This window comes from Pantoea sp. MHSD4, from assembly GCF_021043305.1.
Classification (GTDB): domain Bacteria; phylum Pseudomonadota; class Gammaproteobacteria; order Enterobacterales; family Enterobacteriaceae; genus Pantoea; species Pantoea eucalypti.
On the sequence record NZ_JAJNDH010000001.1, the window covers coordinates 134,965 to 154,140 of the forward strand.

Here is a 19,176-nt window from a genome sequence, read left to right on the forward strand (position 1 = left end):
GGCCAGAGCCGTTATAATCTCGCCATTCGGGCGATTAATTTTTTATTGAGGCATTTTGTTATGGTACCTGTGGTCGCGCTGGTTGGGCGTCCCAATGTGGGAAAATCTACGCTATTCAACCGTTTAACACGCACACGTGATGCGCTGGTAGCGGATTTTCCTGGACTGACTCGCGATCGCAAATATGGTCGCGCCGAAGTGGAAGGGCGCGAATTTATTGTTATTGATACCGGTGGTATCGACGGCACCGAAGAGGGTGTTGAAACGCGGATGGCTGAACAGTCACTGCTGGCGATCGAAGAAGCCGATGTTGTGCTGTTTATGGTGGATGCGCGTGCGGGCATGATGGCCGCCGATCAGCAAATTGCGAAGCATCTCCGTTCCCGTCAGAAAGCGACCTTCCTGGTGGCAAATAAAACTGACGGGATGGATCCGGATCAGGCGATTGTCGACTTCTATTCACTGGGCCTGGGCGAAATCCACGCCATTGCGGCGTCGCATGGTCGTGGTGTGAGCAGCCTGATTGAAGAGGCGCTGCTGCCGTGGATGGAAAAAGTTGAGGCGGTCGAGCTCACTGAAGAAGAAGAGAACCAGGCTTACTGGGCTGCGTTAGAAGCTGACGAGATTGCTGAGCAGGAAGCCGCAGAGGAAGAAGAAAACTTCGACCCGACGGGCCTGCCGATCAAACTGGCTATCGTTGGTCGTCCAAACGTAGGTAAGTCAACGCTTACCAACCGCATTCTCGGTGAAGACCGCGTGGTGGTCTACGATATGCCGGGCACCACCCGCGACAGCATCTACATTCCGATGGAGCGCGATGGACGTGAATACGTTCTGATCGACACCGCCGGTGTCCGTAAGCGTGCCAAAATCTCTGACACTGTAGAGAAATTCTCGGTGATCAAGACGCTGCAGGCGATTGAAGATGCCAACGTGGTGATGCTTGTGATTGATGCGCATGCCGGCATTTCCGATCAGGATCTCTCACTGCTTGGCTTCATTCTCAACAGTGGTCGCTCGCTGGTGATTGTGGTCAACAAATGGGATGGCCTGTCGCAGGAAGTACGTGATGAAGTGAAAGAGACGCTGGACTTCCGTCTGGGCTTTATCGATTTCGCCCGTATCCACTTTATCTCTGCGCTGCACGGCAGCGGCGTGGGTAATCTGTTCGAGTCGATCACTGAAGCTTATGACTGCTCGACCCGACGCGTAAATACCTCGCTGCTGACGCGCATCATGAACATGGCTGCAGACGATCACCAGCCGCCGCTGGTACGCGGTCGCCGCGTTAAGCTGAAATACGCGCATGCCGGTGGTTATAACCCGCCTATCGTAGTGATCCACGGTAATCAGGTGAAGGATCTGCCCGATTCTTACAAACGCTATCTGATGAACTACTTCCGTAAATCACTGAACGTGATGGGAACGCCAATTCGTATTCAGTTCAAAGAGGGTGATAACCCTTATGAAGGCAAACGTAACCTGCTGACGCCAACGCAGCAGCGTAAACGTAAGCGTCTGATGGCGCATATGAAAAAGAATAAGCGTTAACAAAATGAGGGCCATCTGGCCCTCTTTTTTTTGCTCTGAACTCATCAGGCAGGGAGAAGAAAATGATGGTGATGTGTGAAAAATGTCAGCAACCGCTGTCGCTCAGCAACGGTGAAATTATCTGCAGTGCCTGTGGTGCGCATTATCCCGCGAAACCCTGTTGCCCTGAGTGTCACCAGCCGCTTGACGTACTCAAAGCCTGCGGTGCAGTGGACTATTTTTGCCGCAATGGACATGGTCTGATCTCCCGCAGGCGCGTACTGTTCCAGCCGCCAGGTCACTAACGCCGCTTTCAGCTACGCGTAATCTGTCTGAGAATCCACCGCGACGCCCGGCTATTTGTAGCAAAAATGCTATTGCGCCGTAACAAACCGGTTAGATATGTTCACTCTGTAACGTACCAGGTGGTACAATCCTGCCGCGTCGTGGGAGGGGTCAGCCACATCAGTGCTCTTCCGGCCCACAGATTCTCACGGACGCGGGTCTGTTTATATTCGATTTGAAACCGAGCGATGCTCCACGCGCACCTGTTAACGCGCCGGAGTCCGGATGGCCTCTGTCCGGGCGCTCTGTTTATTCAGGAGAGTAAGTGTTATGGCTGAAACATCCTCCCGCGCCGGAAAGGGGCTGGGAATCGCATCCATGCTGCTCGGACTGGTGCTGCTTGCCACCGGTCTGTTTTTTGCAATTGGCGGCGGTAAACTGGTTGCCCTGGGCGGCAGTTGGTACTTTTTAATTGCGGGTATTGTTACTGTCCTCTCCGCAATTCAGTTCTTCCGTCGCAAATCTTCGGCAGTGGTTCTGTTCCTGCTGGTCTTTGCTGGCACCCTGATCTGGTCGCTGTTTGACGCAGGTCTGGATTTCTGGCCACTGGTCTCGCGTTTGATGGTTCCAGCCGGACTGACGCTGCTGGCTTTCCTGATCTGGCCTTCACTGCGTAAGCACGAAGGTAAGCACTCACTGGCGAAACCTTCTTACGCGTTCGCGGCAGTGCTGGCGGCAGGCATGGTGGCAACACTGGTGCAGATGTTCCAGCCTCATCCTACCGTTGCGGCTACGGGCGAAGAGTTACCGTTGATCCCGGTAGACAAAGCGAAACAACAGAAAGACTGGGATAACTACGGCAACACGCCTCAGGGCAGCCGCTTTGTGGCACTCGATCAAATCACCCGCGACAACGTGAAAGATCTGCAGGTCGCGTGGACCTTCCGCACGGGTGATACCCCAGTCAGCCCGACCGGTAACGGCGCAGAAGATCAGCAGACGCCATTACAGATTGGCAATACCCTTTATCTCTGTACGCCGCATAACAACGTTATCGCCGTTGAAGCCAACACGGGTAAGCAGCTCTGGAAACGTGAAATCAACGCCCAGGCTGAAGTCTGGCCGCGCTGCCGTGGTCTGGCTTACTTTGATGCAACCAAACCGCTGCAACAGCCGGACAAGCCGGGTTCTGTACCGGTGACGGCGGCTGTGCTGCCAGCTGGTGACAGCTGTCAGCGCCGTATTCTGATGAATACCATTGATGCGCGTCTGATTGCGATCAACGCCGACAACGGTGAGTTCTGTGAAGATTTTGGTAATCACGGCATCGTAGATCTTAAAGCGGGCCTGGGTCAGGCACCGGACCCACAATATCAGCTGACCTCCGCGCCAACGCTGGCCGGTACCACGGTTGTGGTGGGTGGCCGTGTCGCAGATAACGTACAGACCGATATGCCTGGTGGTGTGTTACGTGGTTTTGACGTGATTACTGGCAAAATGCGCTGGGCGTTTGACCCGGGCAATGTTGACCCGAATGCGATACTGATGCCGGGCAAAGATTATACCCGCAGTACGCCAAACTCATGGGCGCCGATGTCTTATGACCCGGCAATGAACACCGTGTTCATCCCAATGGGGAGTTCGTCAGTTGACCTCTGGGGTGCGAACCGTACCGCGCTGGATCACAAATATGGCGCATCGGTGCTGGCGCTGGATGCCACCACCGGTAAAGAGAAGTGGGTCTATCAGACCGTACATAACGATCTGTGGGACTTCGACCTGCCGATGCAGCCAAGCCTGATCGACTTCCCGCAAAAAGATGGCAGCACCACGCCAGCGGTGGTGATTGGCGGCAAAACCGGCATGATCTTCGTGCTTGACCGTATGACCGGTAAGCCGCTGACCAAAGTCGAAGAACTGCCGATGCCGCAGGGTCATATCCCGAACGAGCAGTACACCAAAACACAGCCGCACTCGACCGGTATGCCGCAGATCGGCAACCAGACGCTGAAAGAGTCTGACATGTGGGGTGCCACACCGTTTGACCAGCTGGCTTGCCGTATTGGTTTCAAATCGATGCGCTATGACGGTCTGTTCACCGTACCAGACACTGACAAGTCTCTGAGCTTCCCGGGTTCACTGGGTGGGATGAACTGGGGCAGCATGTCGATCGATCCGAACAATCACCTGTTGTTCGTCAATGACATGCGTCTGGGCCTGTGGGTTCAGATGATCCCGGCGGATACCAATAAAACGGCGCGTGGCAGCAACGGTGGCGAAGCGATCAATACCGGTATGGGTGCGGTTCCGCTGAAAGGCACGCCTTATGCTGTGAATAAGAACCGCTTTATGTCACCGCTGGGCATCCCTTGTCAGAAACCGCCATTTGGTACGCTGTCGGCGATTGACCTGAAAACACAGAAAATCGTCTGGCAGGTGCCGGTCGGCACGGTGCAGGATACCGGTCCGTTTGGTATTAAAATGCGCGTGAAAATGCCGATTGGTATGCCAACGCTGGGCGGTACGCTGGCAACGCAGGGTGGCCTGGTATTCATCGCCGGTACACAGGATTACTACCTGCGCGCCTTTGATGCATCAACCGGTAAAGAAGTGTGGAAAGCACGTCTGCCGGTGGGCAGTCAGGGCGGCCCAATGAGCTACGTCTCACCGAAAGATGGTAAGCAGTACATCCTGATCTCGGCAGGTGGCGCACGTCAGTCTCCGGACCGTGGTGATTACGTGATTGCGTACGCGCTGCCAGACAGCAAGTAACAACGCTTAACGAGAAGGGCCGACATTGTCGGCCCTTTTTTTATTTGCCGTCGCGCCACAGCGCCTGCAACTCAGGTGGTGCCACCTGTTCCGGAATCAGCAGCACAATGGTGCCCACCTCGCGGCGGGTGGCATACTGAATCTGGATGCGAAAATAGCGCTGATCGCCACTGCCCACCTGCGCAGCTTTTTCCTCGGGTTCGCCCAGCGGCATTGCCTGCTCCAGCGCATGGCAGACGCGCTCTTTTTCCGGTGCCGGCAGCTCACCCAGCATAAAACGACGTTCGGCGCGGAGCCCCGGAATAAAGGCCATGCCGCCTTCACGCGCGACGATGATGGTGGCATCATCGGTGAGTTCGGGCAGGTCACTCATAGCACGCCAACCTCCTTCCACGCCTGTTCAATAGCATTGCTGACCGACGCGTCGAAGCGTTTTTTACCATGCTCAACGGTGAAGCGGGCAAAGGTCTTAAAGTCCGCATTCTGTGGCAGTTCGTCGTCACACACGGTGTCGTACCAGGCATATCCCGCCTGTTCCCATGCATAACCGCCCAGTGCTTTAGCCGCCAGATAAAAGGCCCGGTTAGGAATGCCGGAGTTAATATGAACCCCACCGTTATCTTCACGGGTCTTCACGAAGTGATCCATGTGGGCCGGTTGCGGATCTTTGCCCAGCATCGGATCATCGTAGGCGGTGCCAGGTTCAGACATCGATCGCAAACCACGCCCGTTAATTCCTTTTGCCAGCAGACCTTCACCGATGATCCAGTCGGCCTCGTCGGCGCGCTGTTTTTTACTGAACTGTTTCACCAGCGAGCCAAAGACATCCGACAGCGATTCATTCAGCGCGCCAGACTGCTCAAAGTAGATTAACCCGGCTTCGTTTTCAGTGACGCCATGCGCCAGCTCGTGCGCCACCACGTCAATCGCAATGGTGAAGCGATTGAAGATTTCGCCGTCACCATCACCAAATACCATCTGCTGGCCGTTCCAGAAAGCGTTCTGGTATTTCTCACCGTAGTGCACGGTACCCAGCAATTTCAGCCCCTGATTATCCAGCGAGTTACGCTGATAAGCCTGCCAGAAGAAGTCATAGGTTACGCCAAGATAGTCCCAGGCTTCTTCTGCAGCCACGTCGTCATTGCCGGGCTGACCTTCCTGACGAATCAGTTTACCCGGCAGCGTTTGCTGACTTTGCGCATCATAAATTTCACGATCCACATGACCACCCGCCGCGGTTTTTACGCCGGTCGGCTTTTGCCAGTGTTCCGCCATGAGGTGCTGAACGTGAGTCAGGGTGCGACGCGCCTGCTCCTGCTGGTGGCCGGAACCGTGTGCGATGATTTTGCGAAGGATATAGGGAGGAATAACGCTGTAAGCCATCTGGAACTCCTTGGCATCATGAATGTACCAAAAAGTATAGACCCGCCAGTCTGGTTAAACCTTATTCATCAGACCAGCGGTGAGGGAAAAGTGTGATTTGACAGCAAGCGTCAGCGTCAGGACGCGGTTTTGCGGCGGCGTTTTTTCTCAGGTAACAGCTGGGTCACCTGGCTTTCAACCCAGCCATCATCCAGACGGGTGCGCAGCAGATCGCCGCTCTGGAGCTGTGCCGTTTTCTTTACCACCTGTCCTGTGGTGTCTGTGGTCACACTAAACCCACGCGCCAGCGTCGCCAGCGGGCTGACGCCTTCCAGCTGCGCCACCAACTGACCAAAGTGCTGCCTGTTGCTGTTAAGCTGCTGAGTGATGCTCTGCTGCAGGCGATAGTGCCAGTTTTGAAGCTGCTTTTGCGCCTCGAACAGGCGCTGCTGCGGCTGTTGAGCATTGAGTCGCTGGGACAGGCGATCCTGCTGACGTGTTGCGTGACGCAGACGGGTTTCCATCGCTTCACCCAGACGCTGTTGCAGGCGGAACAGGGCGGTCTGCTGACGAGCCAGACGCAACTGCGGGTGCTGCTGCTGCAGACGATGCTCAAGGCGGGTATAAAGCCGCTGCTGGCGAGCCAGGTAATAATCCATCGCCATCTCCAGCCGCTGTTGCTGAGATTGCAACTGGCGCAGCAGCTCCAGCTGGTTACGGCTGACAATTTCAGCTGCGGCGGAAGGGGTAGGGGCGCGTAAATCGGCAACGAAGTCGGCTATGGTGACGTCGGTTTCATGCCCGACGGCGCTGACGATGGGAATGCGGCTGGCAAAAATAGCGCGCGCCACGCGTTCGTCGTTAAAACTCCACAGATCTTCCAGTGAACCGCCGCCGCGTCCGACGATTAACACGTCGCACTCATTGCGGAGGTTGGCGATTTCAATTGCGCGGACAATCGCCGCGGGCGCATCAACACCCTGAACCACGGTCGGGTAGATCACCACGGGCAGCGAAGGATCGCGGCGATGCAGCACGCGTAACACATCGTGCAGTGCCGCACCGGTGGAAGAGGTGATAACCCCGACCTGGCGTGCCGGTTCCGGCAGTGGTTGCTTATGCTGCGGATCGAACAATCCTTCGGTCGCCAGTTTTGCTTTCAGCAGTTCGAACTGCTGCTGCAACAAGCCTTCACCTGCCGGATGCATGCTCTCGGCAATCAGCTGATAGTCACCGCGGGGCTCATAGAGCGTGATGTTGGCACGCACCAGTACCTGCTGACCGTGCTGCGGACGGAAGGTGACGCGACGATTGCTGTTACGGAACATGGCACAGCGAACCTGAGCGCCATCATCTTTCAGAGTGAAGTACCAGTGACCGGATGCCGGTTGCGTGAAGTTGGAGATCTCGGCGCTGATCCAGACCAGACCCATCTCTTTCTCCAGCAGTTGACGCACTGTCGTATTGAGACGGCTGACGGTAAAAATATTGGCGATGGGTGGCAGCGACATGTGACGAAGATCAAATTCCAAATCAGCAGGTTAATTCATCGATACTACATTGCTGCCTGTGCGGATCAAGAGTTTTTCTTAAATAATGCTGGAGGCAATCGATTACGGCCTGTATAATGCCGCGGCAATATTTTATCTATTCTCAATCACCCGAGGTGGAGTATTGCCATGTTAAGAATCGCTAAAGAAGCACTCACTTTTGACGACGTTCTGCTCGTCCCTGCACACTCCACCGTCCTGCCTAATACGGCCGATCTCAGCACGCAGCTGACCAAAAATATCCGTTTAAACATTCCTATGCTCTCCGCTGCCATGGACACCGTGACCGAATCGGGTCTGGCGATTGCGCTGGCACAGGAAGGCGGCCTTGGCTTCATCCATAAAAATATGTCGATTGAACGCCAGGCGGACGAAGTGCGCAAGGTGAAGAAACATGAAAGCGGCGTGGTCACTGAACCACAGACCGTGCTGCCAACCACGCCTCTGGCTGATGTGAAAGTGCTGACCGAGCGCAACGGCTTTGCAGGCTACCCGGTAGTTAACCGCGACAACGAACTGGTGGGTATCATCACCGGTCGTGATGTGCGCTTTGTAACCGACCTCTCTCAGCCGGTCTCTGCGGTCATGACCCCGAAAGAGCGTCTGGTGACGGTGAAAGAGGGTGAAGCGCGTGATGTGGTCCTGCACAAGATGCACGAAAAGCGCGTTGAGAAAGCGCTGGTCGTGGATGACAGCTTCCATCTGCTGGGCATGATCACTGTTAAAGACTTCCAGAAAGCCGAACGTAAACCTAACGCCTGTAAAGATGCGCAGGGTCGACTGCGTGTCGGTGCAGCGGTGGGCGCGGGTGCCGGTAACGAAGAGCGTATTGATGCGCTGGTCGCAGCAGGCGTTGACGTGCTGCTGATTGACTCTTCACACGGCCACTCTGAAGGTGTGCTGTCACGCATCCGTGAAACCCGCGCTAAATACCCGGATCTGGAAATCGTCGGCGGTAACGTGGCCACTGGCGCAGGCGCTCTGGCGCTGGTCGCGGCAGGCGTCAGCGCCGTTAAAGTCGGTATCGGCCCGGGCTCAATCTGTACTACCCGTATCGTAACCGGCGTGGGCGTTCCGCAGATCACTGCCGTTTCTGACGCGGTTACAGCGCTGGAAGGCACCGGTATTCCGGTGATTGCTGACGGCGGTATCCGTTTCTCTGGTGATATCGCCAAAGCAATCGCGGCGGGTGCGTCCTGTGTGATGGTCGGTTCAATGCTGGCGGGGACCGAAGAGTCGCCGGGCGAGATCGAACTCTATCAGGGCCGTTCATTCAAATCCTATCGCGGTATGGGTTCACTGGGCGCGATGTCCAAAGGCTCGTCTGACCGTTACTTCCAGACTGATAACGCCGCTGACAAGCTGGTGCCGGAAGGTATCGAAGGTCGCGTGGCCTATAAAGGCCGTCTGAAAGAGATAGTGCATCAGCAGATGGGCGGACTGCGCTCGTGCATGGGCCTGACCGGTTGCCCGACCATTGACGACCTGCGCACCAAAGCGGAATTTGTTCGCATCAGCGGCGCGGGCATCAATGAGAGCCACGTGCATGACGTGACCATCACTAAAGAGTCACCGAACTACCGCATGGGTTCATAATCCCGATTTCACGCCCGGCTTCAGCCGGGCGCTTTTATTGATCAAGTCACCGTTCTGGAAACCCCTCAATGACGACGGAAAATATCCATAAGCACCGCATTCTGATTCTCGATTTCGGCTCACAATACACGCAGCTGGTGGCACGTCGCGTGCGCGAGCTCGGCGTTTATTGCGAACTCTGGGCATGGGATGTCACCGAAGAGCAGATTCGCCAGTTCAACCCTAGCGGCATCATCCTTTCTGGTGGCCCGGAAAGCACCACAGAACTGAACAGCCCGCGTGCACCTGAATATGTTTTCAACGCAGGCGTGCCGGTGCTGGGTGTCTGCTACGGTATGCAGACCATGGCAATGCAGCTGGGCGGCACAGTATCTGGCTCTAACGAGCGCGAGTTCGGCTATGCGCAGGTTGAAGTGACGACCCCAAGTGCACTGGTTCGCGACATTGAAGATGCAATCAGCGCCACCGGTAAACCGCTGCTGGATGTCTGGATGAGCCACGGCGACAAAGTCACGGCTATCCCGGCTGACTTCGTGACCGTTGCCAGCACAGAAACCTGTCCATTTGCCATTATGGCCAACGAAGAGAAGCGTTTCTACGGCGTGCAGTTCCACCCGGAAGTGACCCATACCCGTCAGGGCCTGCGGATGCTTGAGCGCTTCATTATCGACATCTGTGAATGTGAAGCACTGTGGACACCGGCCAAAATCATTGAAGATGCCGTTGAACGCCTGCGTGAGCAGGTTGGCAACGACAAGGTCATCCTTGGTCTGTCAGGCGGAGTAGACTCCTCTGTGACGGCAATGCTGCTGCATCGTGCCATCGGCGACCGTCTGACCTGTGTGTTCGTGGATAACGGCCTGCTGCGTCTGAACGAAGCACAACAGGTAATGGATATGTTTGGCGACCACTTCGGCCTGAACATCATCCATGTGCCGGCTGAGATGCGCTTCCTGGATGCGCTGGCGGGTATTGATGAGCCTGAAGCCAAGCGTAAGACCATTGGTCGCGTCTTTGTGGAAGTGTTCGACGAAGAAGCGCTGAAGCTGCAGGATGTGAAGTGGCTGGCACAGGGCACCATCTATCCGGACGTGATTGAGTCGGCGGCGTCAGCTACCGGTAAAGCGCACGTCATCAAGTCACACCACAACGTGGGTGGCCTGCCGAAAGAGATGAAGATGGGCCTGGTTGAGCCGCTGAAAGAGCTGTTCAAAGACGAAGTGCGCAAGATTGGTCTCGAGCTGGGGCTGCCGTACGACATGCTGTATCGCCATCCATTCCCGGGTCCGGGTCTGGGCGTGCGTGTGCTGGGCGAAGTGAAGAAAGAGTATTGCGACCTGCTGCGCCGTGCCGATGCCATCTTCATCGAAGAGCTGCATAAAGCGGATCTCTACAACAAAGTCAGCCAGGCGTTCACTGTCTTCCTGCCGGTTCGTTCGGTTGGTGTGATGGGTGATGGCCGTAAATATGACTGGGTTGTCTCGCTGCGTGCGGTGGAAACCATCGACTTTATGACCGCACACTGGGCGCACCTGCCGTATGATTTCCTGGGCCGCGTCTCAAACCGCATCATCAATGAAGTCGACGGCATCTCCCGCGTGGTGTACGACATCAGCGGCAAGCCACCGGCGACGATTGAGTGGGAATAAACCGGCCCATGCCGATTAAGCGCTGATGCAAAAAAGCCCGCTTCCAGCGGGCTTTTTATTGCCTGAACTCCACTTAGACGGGCCATTTTAACCTTTCAGCACATCTATCCCCATCGCTGGCGGTTTTCTGTTCACTTTACCGGAAATTGCGCTATTCTCCCTGCAGTAGAAGCCTGCACTTAACTTCCTTTGTGTCCTGCTTTTATTCGCCGCTTCGATAATCCGTATCCCAAAGCCGCCACTTACTGTAACCGCCTGCCACTCAGGCGTTTCGTGATTCTTACGTCATCAGGAATGTTGTCATGCTCTCACTGAAAGTGTTCAGCCTGTTTTTTGTTGCCGTACTGCTGCTGTCGCTGGGAGCCAGCATTGCGCAGGCGACGCGTCACGGCGAAACCGCACAGCCCGGTGGCTGGGCCACTGCCCGGCGGGATTCGGCCGGAATCGCGCCCGATCCGCGCGCGTTATATAACCTGGCTATCGTGCAGGTCTATGCGGCGCCGACCTATGGCTGGAAAGGGCGGGTGGCGGTGCATCCCTGGATCATCTTTAAGCGCGCAGGTGAAACGCGTTTCACCCGCTACGAAGTGATTAGCTGGGGCAGCGGCGACAAAATCCGGCGCAACACCAACCTGCCGGATGGTTACTGGTATGGCGCAAAACCCCGGCTGCTGGTGGAGCATCGCGGACCGGAAGCCGAGGCGATGATTCCGCAGATTGAAGCCGCCATTAAATCCTATCCGTGGCCGACAACTTATCGTGCCTGGCCCGGACCGAACAGCAATACCTTCCTGGCGCATATCGGCCGTGAAGTGCCGGCTTTAAAACTGGATCTGCCCGCCAATGCGCTGGGCAAAGATTACCGGTCACTGTGGCATCCCATCGGGCTGCCGCCATCCGGGCGCGGTTTGCAGGTGTCGATTCTGGGCGTGGCGGGCGTGACGCTGGGCGCGGAAGAGGGACTTGAAGTGAACCTGCTGGGGCTTAATATGGGACTCGATTTTACGCCGTTCCGGCTGCGGTTGCCGTTTATCGGTGGTCTGGGCAATGACAACCTTCAGCAGGACAAACCCTGACAGTCTGGCCCCGTCAGGGGCCATTTTGCGTCAGCACACGCCAAAGTCACCCTCTTCATGATAGAGATTGACGCTCTCTGCCTTCACTTCGATCTCTTTCTTTGCCGCATCATCAACGCGCGCACACAACAGGGTGTCGCCGTCGACGCGCAGTACCTGCATTTTAGGTCCGCCGGTTTTCGACTGAACAAAATCCTCTGCTTTAAACATTCCTGCCTCCGTTGTTGAACATGAGTCCGGCCGGATTCTCGCTGGCGCGGTTTATTTTTTGCGTGACGTTTTCCAGTTTATACCCTGACCGTTTTACTGCGAGAAAAAGTCTGCGCATGCTGAGGCGCATTAAGAAATATTCACCTGGTTGTCAGTTGACAACTCAATCATTCAGCGTCAGGATAGGGACACACATGGCAAGGAAGCGACATCCCAGTAAAGAGATTGAAACGGCGTTACGTTACGCCGAAACCCATGGCTGGCTGGTCGTGACGGGAGGTCATCACGCCTGGGGCAAAATGTACTGCCCGAAAAATCTGTTGATGTGCCGATGTGGGGAGTTTTGTCTGACCTGCATCTGGAGCACACCGAAAAATGCACATCAGCATGCCCAGGCGCTGCGGCGCGTGGTAGATAATTGTCACTATCTGAAGTCCTGAAGCAGCACAAGGAGAGGCATATGGAATATTGTTTTACACTGCGGTTTAGCCTGCCGGAAGGGCATGCGCCGGTGGATGAGTTGCTGGAAACACTGGCAGCAGCAGGCTGTGATGATGCACTGATCGGTCTGGGTATGCCAGGGCGCATTGCACTGGAGTTTACCCGGGAGTCTGACTCTGCCACGGAGGTATTGAGACAGGCAGAAGAGGATGTGCTGCGTGCTATACCGGGTGCCACGCTGGTAGAAGCGGCACCTGATTTTGTGGGATTGACGGATGTGGCCGAGATCATCGGCATGACGCGTCAGAATATGCGTAAGTTAATGCTCAGCCACCGCCCGCCGTTTCCACTGCCGGTGCACGACGGTAAAACCGCCATCTGGCACTTAGCGGACGTGCTGGAGTGGCTGAGCCAGCGCGGCAATTACACGTTGCCTGCGGCGACCCGTGAGCTGGCACAGGTGACGCGCCAGCGCAATCTCAACGGGTCGCTGCAACGTTACGGCCTGCACGCCTGATCAGTGGGGCAGCAGGAAGATCGTCGCCAGTCCCAGGAAGATAAAGAAGCCGCCGGTATCGGTCAGGGCGGTGATCAATACGCTGGAGCCTACGGCCGGATCGCGCTTCATTTTGGTCATTACCAGCGGAACCAGTACACCCATTAGCGCGGCCAGCAGCAGATTCAGCGCCATGGCCAGCATCATGACGCCGCCCAGCGCCATATTGTCATACATCAGCCAGGTAATGCCGCCCATAATGCCGCCCCAGAACAGGCCGTTGATCAGCGCTACGCCCAGTTCACGCACAATCAGAAACGAGAAGTTACCCGGTTCAACCTGATGTAAGGCCAGCGCCCGCACAATCATGGTGATGGTCTGGTTACCGGTGTTGCCGCCAATACCCGCAACAATTGGCATCAGGGTGGCAAGCGCCACGATTTGCGAAATCGTCCCTTCAAACAGCCCGATAACCCGCGAAGCAACAAAGGCGGTACAGAGATTAATGGCCAGCCAGGCCCAGCGTTTGCGTACTGATTTACGCACCGGGGCAAACACATCCTCTTCCTGACTGATGCCGCCCATTTTACGAATGTTACTTTCGTTTTCGGCATTCACCAGGTCGACAATGTCTTCGATGGTCACACGGCCAATCAGTTTGCCCTTCGCGTCGGTGACGGCAGCAGAAATCAGGTTATAACGCTCAAAGGCGCTGGCCGCATCTTCGGCCTTGTCGTTGAGCTGGAAGGTGGTCGGGCGCGCGTTCATAACGTCGCTGACCAGAGTTTTAGGTTTGTTAAGCAGGATATCCGTCAGCAGCAGTTCGCCCAGCAGCTGATTGTCTTTGTTAGTAATAAAGAGTTTATCGGTACCGCCTGGCATGCTTTTACGCTTGCGCAGAAAACGCTGCACCGTTGCCAGCGTGACATCGTCGCGCACCGTCAGGATATTAAAATCCATCACCCGGCCTACGCGGTCGCGGTCGAGCTGCACCATATCGAGCATGCGGGCGCGCAGGGCTGGCTCCACGGTCGCCAGCAGGCGCCCGGTCAGGTCACGCGGCAGATATTGTGCCAGCCAGACCTGATCGTCGATGTCCAGCGGCTGGATAGCGCGCAGGATATCACGGTCGCTCATCTCTTCGGTGAGGCTGGCCCAGACCGTTTCTGAGGCTTCAACCAGCACGTGACCACGCCGCTCATTTGGCACCAGCCGCCACAGCGCCTGACGTTCCTCTTCGGGCAGGGCTTCAAGAATGTCGGCGAGGTCAGCGGCATGAAGCTGCTGAATATCCTGTTCCAGCGCATCACGCTGGGCCGCATTTTCACGTTGCTGTTCAGGGTTGAGATCGCCGGATTTCTCCAGCAGGGAATCAACCAGATCGTGCTCATTGAGCAGCAGCGTCAGAATGCGATGACGTATTTCACTTAAACGTTGAGATTGAGAGGCAGACACATTGGATCCCTTAGTCTGTAAGCACCAGCACGCAGTGTAGCGTTTCGCCTGAAAAAGGGATGCAAAAAAGAGTCCAGTTATCTGGATTCCGTTCAGGTTTCAGTGCAATTCAGGCGAAATATCACTATTCGCTAGCGCGTATCATTTGATGTGACGGTGACAGGCTCAGGAATAGCTTTCTGTTGCTGATGATGCTCGAAGGCAGCAGGCAGGATAAAAATCAGGCGACTAAAGAGAATGATAAAACTGATCAGCAGCACAATGCGGGTCATGGTGCCGGTTTTTTGACGTCTTCGGGGAGAAATAGCGCTGTTCACGCGGGGTGGTTCCTGTAATGAGCCCATCAGAGGGCGACTGCAATATTTAGTCACAGTCGCCAGATGAAATCAATCGCTGTTGAAAAAAACAGCAGATAAAGATCAATAACTCGCTTTTTGCGCCAGTAACGTCGCAAAGCGGCAGGTGATGCGGTTACCGTTTTCATCTTTACGATGCAGCTGACCGGGGTGCTCGTTGTACTTCACGATGTGCCAGTTGCGATAATAGTGGCTGAGTTCGCCCGATTTAAACGCAAAAGAGAAATCTGCCGGGCAGGGCATATCGTCCGTGTTCATCGCCGCCACAATCAGGTTGAAACCATCCCTGACCGTACAAGCCTGCATGTCGGCAATCAGCTGCGGAATGGTCTGCGGCTGCAGAAACATCATTACCACGGTCGACAGCACAACGTTGAAGCCGCCATTAAAGCGTGTGTTGTTCAGATCGCGCTGCTCAGTGTGAATACCCTGAAGGTTTTCCTGCGCAATAATCTCCTGCAGGCGCGCCAGGCTCTGCGGATTGTGATCCCACGCTGTGACGTCAAAACCGTGCTGATTCAGAAACAGCGTATTGCGTCCCACGCCACAGCCAAGATCAAGCGCCTTGCCGACGTTAAGCTGGGGCAGAGCCGCAACCACTTCGGAGTGGGGCGGCGTTAAACCATAGGTGTCGGCAAAATAGTTTTCGCCTGAAAGCGGTGCGGTTGGTTGTGTCATAGTCATCAATTCAGTTAAACGGGCGCGGTGCGCCCGGGTTGTCAGATATCTTCTTCGAGGATCAGCTTCCATCCGGTGACGTCGTTCCAGTAAGCCTGCTCGCGTTCAAGATCGAGCTGAACCAGATTGTTCTGCGCAAAGTAGCCCGCCGGGAAAATCAGCGTCCAGTGGCCATCATCGCATTTCAGGGTTAACGCATCCGGACGCGTGGTGGCCTGGCGCTGATTATTCAGCAGGGTGCCCAGGCGCAGCAGAAAAATCAGCGGCACAAACTGCTTTTTCTTGAACAGCGTTACGCGTGGTAACTCATCAAGCTTCACCGCTTTACGATGGAATCTGACCAGTGCCGCCAGCAACATCTGCTGATCCTGATTGAACCCAGGCAGGTTGGTATTTTGCAGAATATAAGCTGAATGGCGTTGCAGGCCGCTGTGATTGATAGTCAGGCCCACTTCATGCAGCATCGCCGCCCATTTAAGCAGTGCAGCCAGTTGCGGATTCGCCAGCTTTGGGTTCTGATCGCGCCATTGCAGATAAAGCTGCTCGGTCGTCTCCAGCACACGTCGAGCCTGATCGCTGTCGATGGCGTAATGGTTAGCCAGACTTTGTGCTGTGCGGCTGCGAATATCCTGATGGCGGAAACGGCCCTCCATCTCATAGAGCACACCTTCACGCAGCGCACCGTCGGAGAGGCGCAGCTCGCGAATCGCCAGCGCATCGAAGACGCCACAGAGAATCGCCAGTCCGGGGACAAACACACCTTTGCGCTCTTCTGAAAGCCCCGGCAGGCTCAGTGCAGAGAAGGATTTATGTTTCATCACTTCGTCATAGAGCTTTTCGAGACGCTCAGGCGTAATCAGCTTCTCTTTTTCATCCATCGCCTGCAGCACTTCGCAGGCAGCTTTGATGGTACCGGATGCGCCCAGCGCATATTGCCAGCCATGCAGACGATATTGCCACGCCAGCGTTTCCAGCTTTTGTGCAGCCGCTAAGCGGGCACGACGGAAGTTTTCACGGCTGATTTCCCCTTTCGGGAAATAGAGCTGGGCGAAACTGACGCAACCCATGCGCCGGCTCTCAACCAGCTGAGGTTCGAAATCTTCACCAATCACCAGCTCAGTGGAGCCGCCGCCGATATCGATTACCAGCTTGCGGCCTTTTTCCGGCTGTGTGTGCTCCACACCCATAAAGATCAGACGCGCTTCTTCATGGCCTGAAATCACCTCGATTGGATAGGGGATCACCTCGGCAGCGCGCTGCAGGAAGGTTTCGGCATTGATCGCCTCGCGCAGCGTATGGGTGCCGACAATCGTCACGTTGCTGGGACTGAAACCCTGCAGGCGTTCGGCGAACAGGGCCAGGCAGGCTAAGCCACGCTCCATCGCCTCTTCGCTGAGGTTGTGTTGAGCATCCAGCCCGTCCGCCAGATGGACGCGCTGTTTAAGGCGGCCCAGTACCTGCATCGCACCATCGACAACCCGCGCAATTACCATATGGAAACTGTTCGAGCCCAGGTCAATCGCCGCAAACTCCTGGGGTTTTTGCGTACTTTTATGAGAAATTGGCATAGGATTTATTCAGGTTGTTCCAGTTTCTTGATGTAATCATAGATGGCCAGCTGCGAGCGCACTTTACGACGATTGCCGCGCTGGACGTAATGGTTACTCAACTCTTTATCGACGATGCGGGCTTTCACCGTATCACTCAACTGAATAGCAATAATGTCGAGTATACGCTGCCGGATGTGGGGATCGAGGATCGCCACAGCCACTTCAATGCGGTAATCGATGTTACGCGTCATCCAGTCAGCGGAGGAGAGGAACACCTTTTTATCGCCGCCATTTTCAAAAATATAGACGCGATCATGTTCCAGATAACGATCAACAATACTGATGACACGAATATTTTCACTGATCCCAGGCAAGTCAGGAATTAATGAGCACATTCCGCGCACCAGAAGATTGACCTTTACCCCTACGCTCGAGGCTGTATAAAGCCGATCAACCAGACCTTTGTCCACCAGATTGTTTATTTTCAGAGTAATGCCGCAGGGCTTATTTTGCTGAGCATTGGCAATTTCGGTGTCGATCAGTTCATACAGCATCCGGCGCGAGTTTTGTGGCGACACCATCAGGTGATCGAACGTCACAGGCCGATAGGGATTCTCAATAAAGTTGAACACCCGACGCACTTCATTGGTGATGCGCGCATCCGCGGTCAGCAATGAGTAATCGGTATAGAGTCGCGCGGTTTTCTCATTAAAGTTGCCGGTACCGATATGCGCGTAGCGCACAATCTCTTCGCCTTCGCGGCGTGAAATCAGGAACAGCTTGGCGTGAATCTTCAGGCCTGGTGCAGAGAAAATGACGTGCACACCCGCTTCAGTCAGGCGTTTCGCCCAGTAAATGTTAGCTTCTTCATCAAAGCGCGCCTGCAGTTCCACCACCACCGTGACTTTTTTACCGTTATAGGCGGCATGGATCATCGCATCCATAATGCGGGAGTGTTTGGCGACGCGGTAGATATTGATTTTGATTGCCAGCACGCTGGGGTCAAACGATGCCTGACGCAGCAGCTCCAGCACATGCTCAAAGGTATGGTATGGATAGTAGAGCAGCACGTCGCGATTACGAATCGCATCAAAGCCGTTGCGGAAGCCATCAAAGCCGATGTGGCGAATCTGCGGCAGCGGGCGGTTAACCAGGTTGTTTTTGCCGACGTTCGGGAAGCCGATAAAGTCTTTGAAGTTGTGGTAGCGGCCGCCCGGCAAAATGGAATCCAGGTTAGAGATGGAAAGCTTATGGCACAGCAGCGACACCATGGTGTCGGGCATATCGCGCTGGTAGACAAAACGTACCGGCTCCGCCGTCAGTCGCTGCTTCAGGCTGGAGGACATCAGCTCCAGCAGGCTCGACTCCATCTCCGTAACCAGGTCGTACTCGGCGTCACGCGTCATTTTCATTGAATAGGCGTTGAGCGCGTCGTAGTCGTAGAAGCCTTTGAAAATATCATCCAGGCAGTAACGCAAAATGTTATCCAGCAGGATCATCGGTTTACGGCGACGCGGTGGCTCTGCCGGTAAATTAATGAAACGCGGCACTTTGTCAGACGGAATTTCCAGCAGTGCATACTGAATATGGTCACCACGGATAATCTCTACTGCCAGATAGGTGTAGTCGTCTTTGAGGAATTCCGTCAGGTCGGTTTCGTGGGTGATCAGGATCGGCGAGATGTGCTGACGCAGTTCATGTTTGAAGTAGTGGCGCAGCCAGGCCTGCTGATTGGATGAGAGCTGACGTTCGTTGATCAGGAAGATCTGATTACGTGCCATCTCCAGCAGCAGATCGTTATAGAGCGCATCAAACTCCTGATCGGACTTCATCACCCGTTGCTGAATTTTCTTAAACAGATGGCGTGGCGTACTGGCGGAACCCTGCTCTTCACCAATCAGAATGCGGCGTTTGAGGTCGGCGAAACGCACTTTATAGAATTCGTCGAGATTATTGGAGTAGATGCCCAGAAAGCGCATCCGCTCAATCAGTGGATTGCTTTTGTCTGCGGCTTCCTGCAAAACCCGTTCATTAAAGGATAACCAGCTTAATTCTTTTTCAATATAAAGCTTTACCTGACCCATTCTCACTCCATTTAGCGGTTGCAGGACTGAAGATCCAGTATCCACCAACATTATGGCGAGAGTATGGCAGCGTTGTCCAACGCCAG

At 55.1% G+C, this 19,176-nt stretch carries 17 protein-coding genes; 8 read left to right on the forward strand and 9 right to left on the reverse strand.

Annotated features, from left to right (window positions below; genetic code table 11):
• Window positions 1-60: 60 nt before the first annotated feature.
• The 3 genes from der (at window position 61) to LQK91_RS00650 (ending at window position 4,587) form a co-directional block, all read left to right on the forward strand.
• On the forward strand, window positions 61-1,551 hold the full coding sequence (gene der / locus LQK91_RS00640) for a ribosome biogenesis GTPase Der (RefSeq protein ID WP_008926703.1): 1,491 nt from the start codon (window positions 61-63) through the stop codon (window positions 1,549-1,551).
• 62 nt (window positions 1,552-1,613) lie between these two features.
• Window positions 1,614-1,835, forward strand: coding sequence for a zinc ribbon domain-containing protein (locus LQK91_RS00645; RefSeq protein ID WP_003848704.1), 222 nt, complete (start codon window positions 1,614-1,616; stop codon window positions 1,833-1,835).
• 310 nt (window positions 1,836-2,145) lie between these two features.
• On the forward strand, window positions 2,146-4,587 hold the full coding sequence (locus LQK91_RS00650) for a glucose/quinate/shikimate family membrane-bound PQQ-dependent dehydrogenase (protein ID WP_105098916.1): 2,442 nt from the start codon (window positions 2,146-2,148) through the stop codon (window positions 4,585-4,587).
• Window positions 4,588-4,627: 40 nt separating this feature from the next.
• On the opposite strand, the gene LQK91_RS00655 is transcribed toward LQK91_RS00650, so the two are convergent.
• The 3 genes from LQK91_RS00655 to xseA form a co-directional block, all read right to left on the reverse strand.
• The gene (locus LQK91_RS00655) at window positions 4,628-4,960 is read right to left on the reverse strand and encodes a protealysin inhibitor emfourin (RefSeq protein ID WP_008926700.1); all 333 of its coding nucleotides are present in this window, start codon (window positions 4,958-4,960) and stop codon (window positions 4,628-4,630) included.
• A complete protein-coding gene (locus tag LQK91_RS00660) occupies window positions 4,957-5,970 on the reverse strand; it encodes a M4 family metallopeptidase (protein WP_008926699.1) in 1,014 nt (337 codons plus the stop codon). The genes LQK91_RS00655 and LQK91_RS00660 overlap by 4 nt, the downstream gene beginning before the upstream one ends.
• Window positions 5,971-6,086: 116 nt before the next feature.
• Window positions 6,087-7,460, reverse strand: a complete 1,374-nt coding sequence (gene xseA, locus LQK91_RS00665; RefSeq protein WP_008926698.1) for an exodeoxyribonuclease VII large subunit — start codon at window positions 7,458-7,460, stop codon at window positions 6,087-6,089.
• A gap of 168 nt (window positions 7,461-7,628) precedes the next feature.
• On the opposite strand from xseA, the gene guaB reads away from it, so the two are divergent.
• From guaB to LQK91_RS00680, 3 genes are all read left to right on the forward strand, one after another.
• Window positions 7,629-9,095, forward strand: coding sequence for an IMP dehydrogenase (guaB, locus tag LQK91_RS00670; RefSeq protein ID WP_003848714.1), 1,467 nt, complete (start codon window positions 7,629-7,631; stop codon window positions 9,093-9,095).
• 68 nt (window positions 9,096-9,163) lie between these two features.
• The gene (gene guaA, locus LQK91_RS00675) at window positions 9,164-10,744 is read left to right on the forward strand and encodes a glutamine-hydrolyzing GMP synthase (RefSeq protein WP_003848716.1); all 1,581 of its coding nucleotides are present in this window, start codon (window positions 9,164-9,166) and stop codon (window positions 10,742-10,744) included.
• A gap of 302 nt (window positions 10,745-11,046) precedes the next feature.
• Window positions 11,047-11,820 carry a DUF3750 domain-containing protein gene (locus LQK91_RS00680; protein ID WP_105098917.1) on the forward strand — a complete coding sequence of 258 codons (774 nt, stop codon included), beginning with the start codon at window positions 11,047-11,049 and terminating at the stop codon, window positions 11,818-11,820.
• A 30-nt stretch (window positions 11,821-11,850) separates the two neighbouring features.
• Here the strand turns inward: LQK91_RS00680 and LQK91_RS00685 are convergent, their stop codons facing one another.
• Window positions 11,851-12,030 (reverse strand): DUF2158 domain-containing protein, encoded by a 180-nt coding sequence (locus tag LQK91_RS00685; protein WP_105098918.1) that lies wholly within the window; start codon window positions 12,028-12,030, stop codon window positions 11,851-11,853.
• A 194-nt stretch (window positions 12,031-12,224) separates the two neighbouring features.
• Between LQK91_RS00685 and LQK91_RS00690 the strand changes: the two genes are divergently transcribed.
• Entirely contained in the window at window positions 12,225-12,470 is a 246-nt protein-coding gene (locus LQK91_RS00690) for a hypothetical protein (protein ID WP_003848722.1), read from the forward strand.
• 20 nt (window positions 12,471-12,490) lie between these two features.
• The gene (locus LQK91_RS00695; RefSeq protein WP_003848724.1) at window positions 12,491-12,988 is read left to right on the forward strand and encodes a helix-turn-helix transcriptional regulator; all 498 of its coding nucleotides are present in this window, start codon (window positions 12,491-12,493) and stop codon (window positions 12,986-12,988) included.
• Here the strand turns inward: LQK91_RS00695 and mgtE are convergent, their stop codons facing one another.
• From mgtE to ppk1, 5 genes are all read right to left on the reverse strand, one after another.
• Entirely contained in the window at window positions 12,989-14,422 is a 1,434-nt protein-coding gene (gene mgtE / locus LQK91_RS00700) for a magnesium transporter (RefSeq protein WP_008926560.1), read from the reverse strand. It abuts the gene before it with no gap.
• A gap of 131 nt (window positions 14,423-14,553) precedes the next feature.
• Window positions 14,554-14,739, reverse strand: a complete 186-nt coding sequence (locus LQK91_RS00705) for a YfgG family protein (protein ID WP_003848728.1) — start codon at window positions 14,737-14,739, stop codon at window positions 14,554-14,556.
• Between the two features lie 102 nt (window positions 14,740-14,841).
• Window positions 14,842-15,456, reverse strand: coding sequence for a tellurite resistance methyltransferase TehB (gene tehB, locus LQK91_RS00710; RefSeq protein WP_003848730.1), 615 nt, complete (start codon window positions 15,454-15,456; stop codon window positions 14,842-14,844).
• Between the two features lie 41 nt (window positions 15,457-15,497).
• Complete coding sequence (gene ppx, locus LQK91_RS00715) at window positions 15,498-17,024, reverse strand: exopolyphosphatase (RefSeq protein WP_105098919.1); 1,527 nt, start codon at window positions 17,022-17,024, stop codon at window positions 15,498-15,500.
• 5 nt (window positions 17,025-17,029) lie between these two features.
• Entirely contained in the window at window positions 17,030-19,090 is a 2,061-nt protein-coding gene (gene ppk1 / locus LQK91_RS00720; RefSeq protein ID WP_003848735.1) for a polyphosphate kinase 1, read from the reverse strand.
• Window positions 19,091-19,176 lie beyond the last annotated feature (86 nt).